General features: G+C 62.6%; 4 protein-coding genes and 3 pseudogenes. 5 read left to right on the top strand and 2 right to left on the bottom strand.

Annotated features, from left to right (window positions below; genetic code table 11):
• The first annotated feature begins 164 nt into the window (after positions 1-164).
• From M727_RS42095 to tnpB, 5 genes and pseudogenes are all read left to right on the top strand, one after another.
• On the top strand, positions 165-311 hold the full coding sequence (locus M727_RS42095; RefSeq protein ID WP_156941724.1) for a hypothetical protein: 147 nt from the start codon (positions 165-167) through the stop codon (positions 309-311).
• A 61-nt stretch (positions 312-372) separates the two neighbouring features.
• Positions 373-621, top strand: a pseudogene (locus M727_RS38615) (transposase); the annotation flags it as partial.
• Between the two features lie 570 nt (positions 622-1,191).
• Positions 1,192-2,259: a transposase DNA-binding-containing protein gene (locus M727_RS41110; protein ID WP_245269104.1), complete on the top strand. Its 1,068-nt coding sequence runs from the start codon at positions 1,192-1,194 to the stop codon at positions 2,257-2,259.
• The gene (locus tag M727_RS43580; protein WP_245269103.1) at positions 2,241-2,636 is read left to right on the top strand and encodes a hypothetical protein; all 396 of its coding nucleotides are present in this window, start codon (positions 2,241-2,243) and stop codon (positions 2,634-2,636) included. Before M727_RS41110 ends, M727_RS43580 begins: the two co-directional genes overlap by 19 nt.
• Before the next feature lie 460 nt (positions 2,637-3,096).
• Positions 3,097-3,333 (top strand): annotated as a pseudogene (gene tnpB / locus M727_RS41100) (IS66 family insertion sequence element accessory protein TnpB); the annotation flags it as partial.
• Between the two features lie 13 nt (positions 3,334-3,346).
• Here tnpB and M727_RS43575 read toward each other — a convergent pair.
• Positions 3,347-3,700 (bottom strand): annotated as a pseudogene (locus M727_RS43575) (IS110 family transposase); the annotation flags it as partial.
• Between the two features lie 711 nt (positions 3,701-4,411).
• Positions 4,412-4,819 carry a hypothetical protein gene (locus tag M727_RS44110; protein ID WP_036264041.1) on the bottom strand — a complete coding sequence of 136 codons (408 nt, stop codon included), beginning with the start codon at positions 4,817-4,819 and terminating at the stop codon, positions 4,412-4,414.
• Between the last annotated feature and the right edge of the window lie 333 nt (positions 4,820-5,152).

Below are 5,152 nucleotides of genomic sequence, written 5' to 3'. Positions count from 1 at the left end.
GAAGCGAATGCCGTGCGTCTGAGGAAGGCCCTCCTCGAGTTGGAGGCTCTTTCGGTCCGCGACGCACTGAAGTCCTGCGCAATGAGGTGAGCACTGCGCAAGGCCGTCGCCAATGAGGTCACCCCCCCTTTAGCCAACCAAACAGATTGCGAGCAGCCCTTAAAATGTCTACCCCGACCACACAGCCCAAGCCTGTTCAAAAGCCATCTTTCGGAGGAGCGTTCTACGCCGGGCGCGGCGTCATCGTGACGCCCACGATCTCGCATGCCGAGGGGATCTTCTTCTGGGATACCAACGGCAAGCATTATTGACGTTGCCCCTGCGATCTAATCCGGGTTGAAGTTCGTTCTGGCCCAAAGAGAGGACCAGAACATGAAGCGCAGCCGCTTCTCTGAACAGCAGATCATCGGGATCTTGAAGGAGCACGAGGCCGGGGTTTCGGTCGCGGACCTGTGCCGCAAGCATGGGGTGAGCGATGCCTCGATTTACAATTGGAAGGCTCGCTTCGGCGGGATGCGGCTCGGCGTCTGAAGAGTCTGGAGGACGAGAACGCGCGGCCGAAGCGGCTTCTGGCGGACGCCATGTTTCGACAATGCGGCGCTGAAGGTCCTCGTGGGAAAGGCTGAAGGTCCTCGTGGGAAAGAATGTATGGTCCGCCCCGTCCGTGCAAGGTGTCGCGACATCACGAATGACGATTTCAGTTGCACAAATGTATCCGGCCTCTCGCGAGTGGACTGCTATTGCAGCCAAGCCATGATGAGATCCGCGCACGCCGTTCCCAATAAATGGTTCGGGCACGAAGCCCACTTTTTTGCACAGGGGTTACGGCATGCTGATCCACTGTTTCGTCATCACGATTCCCGAGCCTTGCAATCGAGCCGTAAGCGTCAGGCGAAAGCAGGATCTCTGCGTTCGTTAGAGTGCTCCCGGCTTGTTTAAAACCACCCAGACAATGCGTGCCATCTTGGCGGCAAGTGCGACGACGGGCTTGCATGCGAGACTGAAGGCCCGTTGAGGCAGCTTCCCAAGCGATCGCGCGTTCGGTCCAGATGCCGAAAGCAGGGTCGCGCTCCATGCACCAGCGTATCCATCCGGCGGAGCTTTCGATTACCCACATCGTCGGCGGGCCTATTGCCCCGTATGAATCTGCCGTGATTCTGTCCGTGACGCCGAATCACGGAGGCGTCACGGATGCGAGACAAGACCAGCAGCAGCGAAGCCGCTTGGCAGGAGGAAGAGCTTTCTGCGGCGGCCCTTCCCGACAAGCGTCTGGCCCGTCGGCTGCGACGGTTGCTGGATCAGATGTCAGCTGCGCCGGGCAAGCCAATCCCGGCGGCCTGCGGCGACTGGGCGGCAGCGAAGGCGGCCTACCGCTTCTTTGACAACCCGCGTGTGACCGAACATTGCGTTCTCGCCGGCCATTTCGCCGCGACCGCGGCGCGCGTTGCGGCGAGCGAAGGTCCGATCCTTATCCTGCAGGATACGACCGAATTTATCTACAGCCGCGCGCAGCCGGGCAAAATCGGCTTCACCAAGACCATCAATGCCGGGCGCTACAAGGCCGGGCAGCCCAACGTGCTGACCTTGTGCGGGGTACTGATGCATTCGAGCCTGGCGGTCACCCTCACCGGCACACCTCTCGGTCTGACGGCGGTGAAGTTCTGGACACGAACGAAATTCAAGGGAACGCTGGCGCTCAAGCGGCACATCAATCCCACGCGCGTGCCGATCGAGACGAAGGAGAGCTACCGCTGGCTTGAGAATTTGCGCCAGTCCATCGCGCTCGTTGGCGCGCCCGAGCGCTGCGTGCATGTGGGTGACCGGGAGAGCGACATCTACGAGCTCTATTGCACCGCGCAGGACCTTGGGACCAGCTTCCTCGTGCGGGTGCAGACGAACAGGCTGGCCGAGCGGCCTGCCGATGCTGCCCTACACGATCCTGCTCATCGCGTCTTTGCCCAACTTGCGGCGGCGCCTTGGGCGGGACGTCATCGCATTGCGGTCGATCAGGACGAGACGACCTGGCTGAAGGTGAAGTTCACCGCCATCAACACCTTGCCGCCCGTGGGCAAGCAGAAGCGCTACAGTCCGCAGGTTCTGACTTACATCCACGCCCTCGAAGAGGATCCGCCGCCCGGTCGCGAGCCGATCGACTGGAAGCTGGTGACCAACTTGCCGGTCGACGATCTCTCCGCGGCGGTCGAGAGCTCGGCTGGTACGCCCTGCGCTGGAAGGCGGAGGTGTTCCACAAGGTCATGAAGTCCGGCTGCCGTGCCGAGGAGGCGAGGCTCGAGACCGCCGAGAGGCTGGCGAAGTTCCTCGCCCTCATCGCGGTGGTCAGCTGGCGCATATTCTTCGTCACTATGTCGGCGCGCGCTAAGCCAGACGCCGCGCCCGACAGCGTTCTCACCTTCGCCGAGATCACCGCGCTCAACCGGATCGACGCGTCCCGAACGCGACCGCGCCTCCAACGGCCCACGCTCGCCGCTTACTTGCTGCAAATCGCCATGCTTGGCGGCTATCTCGCCCGCAAACATGATCCGCCTCCCGGCAACATGGTCGTCTGGCGCGGCATGACCCGCTTGCACGACATCGCCTTTGGCATCTCCATTGGATCAAGCCGACGATGTGGGTAATCGAAAGCCGGCGGAGCCCGGCGGAGGCCGCCTTGCGTGATTGAAGGCGTGGGGTCGATGAAGATTGAGGTTTTGGGTACCGAACGGGCGCCGGCGCTGGCGGCATGAGGACAAGATTCGGATCGTTGAGGAAAGCTTCGGGCCCGGTACTGTTGTTTGCGACGTGGCGCGGCGGCGCGAGATTGCAAATAGCCTCTTGTTCAGTTGGCGACGGCAAGCCCGGGAGGGCCGTCTTGGGGCGGCGGGGCGGAAACGGGATTTGTCCCGGTCACGATCAGCGAAGCGGATACGAAGCGGCCGGTGAGCGGCGGTGTGGCCGCTAGGAGTGAGGCTAGTCCTCGGGCTTCCCGCCACGCCTGCGGGTTGATTGAAATCGACCTCGCGGCGGACGCTGCGTTCGGGTTGACCGGATGGTGGATGCCGATGCGTTGGGTCGAGTTCTTGACGTTCTTGATCAGCGATGATCCCGCCGAGCGGCGTACGGGTATTGCTGGCGACCGGCCACACCGACATGCGAAAAGGATTCCCCTCCTTGGCTTTGCAGGTCCAGGAGGTTCTGAAGCGCAATCCTTTGAGCGGCCACCTTTTCTGCTTTCGCGGACGCAGAGGTGATCTCCTGAAGGTGATCTGGCACGACGGCCAGGGGGCATGCCTGTTCACCAAGCGGCTGGAGCGAGGCCGCTTTCTGTGGCCGTCGCCTGCTGATGGCCTACCGCCAAGGTCTGCGGGTCAGGTACCCAGCCTCCGGCAGGAAGCCCGAGGCACAGAGCTTCGCCAGCACGGTCGCGTCGATGGTGTCGGTGTTCACCTTCGCATGCGCGATCATGTAGCTTCGGGTTGGTGACCACGACCCGATCGACGTATGGCGAAAGAACCTCGGCGACGGACGCGGCTGTTGCCGGCCGCCTCGATCACCACGTGATCATCATGAGTGAGTTCCTTGCGGGCGAACTCCTCGAGCTTCTCGCGCAGCATCGGGACCCGCCCTAGCCGAGCGTCTTGTCGTCGAGCAGCGACACGACGTCGGCCGCCACCCGGTGTATGTCCATGCCTATGATCCGCATGGCTCCCTCCATCTTTGGTCACGAACAGGGAGCCAGCGGGCAACACGACAAGCGGATTCGCGCTCGCAGTGCATCCGGGCTAGTCACAGGGGTGGCCAGATAACGTGCTCGAACTCGCGGTTCGTCTGCATACGACGGCCTGCCCGCACTTGCGTGCACCCGGTGCCCCGTGGCCCGGATGAGCCAAGCCTAACTCGCTTGGTCAATCCGTCCATCGGTGGCACCGAATAGATCATGCCGGATAATGCCTTCAACGGCCGCCTCCGCGACGAACTGCTGAACGTGATGCTGTTCACGCCGCTGGGCAAGGCGCCCGGCCCTTGTGCTGTGCCGCGCCTACTACAACGGCGCGCGCCCTCACTGACACATCGGATGGCAGACCCCCGAACGAGTTCGCACACACCTTCAATCCGGGCGGTCGCTCGCGCTGCGCAAGCCCAAAGGCTCCGCGCCAGCGCCCGTCGCTCCACCCGCCCGTCAGTGGCAAAGCCAACGCCGGAAACGAACTCAAAACTGGATAGAATTTGGGGGCAACTAGAATTTGGGGGCAACGTCATTATCTTGACGGGTCATCCGGCGCGGTCGCTGCCAACATCGGCCATGGGAACGAGCGCGTCCGCGACGCCATGGTCGAACACCAATCGTATGTTTGGTCGCGCAGAATGCGCGTCGGTGGCTGCTTTGCCAGCCCGACGGCCTGACCTGTGACATTCAACAATGCCCTTCAGGTGATGACGCGATCATCATCCGGCAGAGGCCTGTGATGTCGTAAACTGGCAGGTTCGTCAGACGCCGGATCGCAGGCGCGACCAGCGGAAACCCTGTGCATTCGAACAGGATCCCCGCGATTTCCGGATGCGCTGCGCGGAGTCGAGCGACGCAAGCGGCGACATCTTCCTCGAGAACGGCGACGTCGGTCGGAATTGGCGGACGCATCAGCTCGTTTTGCAGCGCCTTGCCCCCCTCGATGCCGCCGATAATCACCCGCGAACGATCGGCCGGATCGGAGACCCCGAGCAGATCTTCGCTGCAATGTGTCGAGTCTGCGGTCACGACGGCGAGCTTGGCGGTTGGCGGCAGCTGCCGGAGCAGCATCGGCACCAGAAGCAGGCTTGACATTGCCACGGGGACATTTACCGCCGCGGCCACTGCCGCCTGATGCCGGATAAAGAAGCCGCAGTTAGAGGTTATTGCGAAAGCGCCTCGCGCCACCAGGCGCCGGGCCGCTGCGATGCAAGCCGGCTCGAGCGCTGGATCGCCGCGAATGACGTTTTCTGCCCAAGCTCCTGCAACGGTTTCAAAGATGACCGGCAAGCCATGGGTTGCCGGATTCCGCAATGAGCCGGGCANCGGCGCTGGCGGCGTGGCGCCGGGCGGCAGCCCGAATTCCAGATTCAGTATTCCAAGAGCCGGTGGGATTTTCGATGCCATTTTTCTGAACCCTGTTCGAAT

Source organism: Mesorhizobium sp. WSM2561, assembly GCF_000513915.1.
GTDB lineage: Bacteria > Pseudomonadota > Alphaproteobacteria > Rhizobiales > Rhizobiaceae > Mesorhizobium > Mesorhizobium muleiense.
This window is presented reverse-complemented; position numbering and strand designations above follow the sequence as displayed.

What these genes read in the sequence shown, in the direction of transcription:
- M727_RS42095 (WP_156941724.1), top strand. Translation starts at nt 165, where the DNA reads ATGTCTACCCCGACCACACAGCCCAAGCCTGTTCAAAAGCCATCTTTC.
- M727_RS41110 (WP_245269104.1), top strand. Translation starts at nt 1,192, where the DNA reads ATGCGAGACAAGACCAGCAGCAGCGAAGCCGCTTGGCAGGAGGAAGAG.
- M727_RS44110 (WP_036264041.1), bottom strand. Translation starts at nt 4,819, where the DNA reads ATGTCAAGCCTGCTTCTGGTGCCGATGCTGCTCCGGCAGCTGCCGCCA.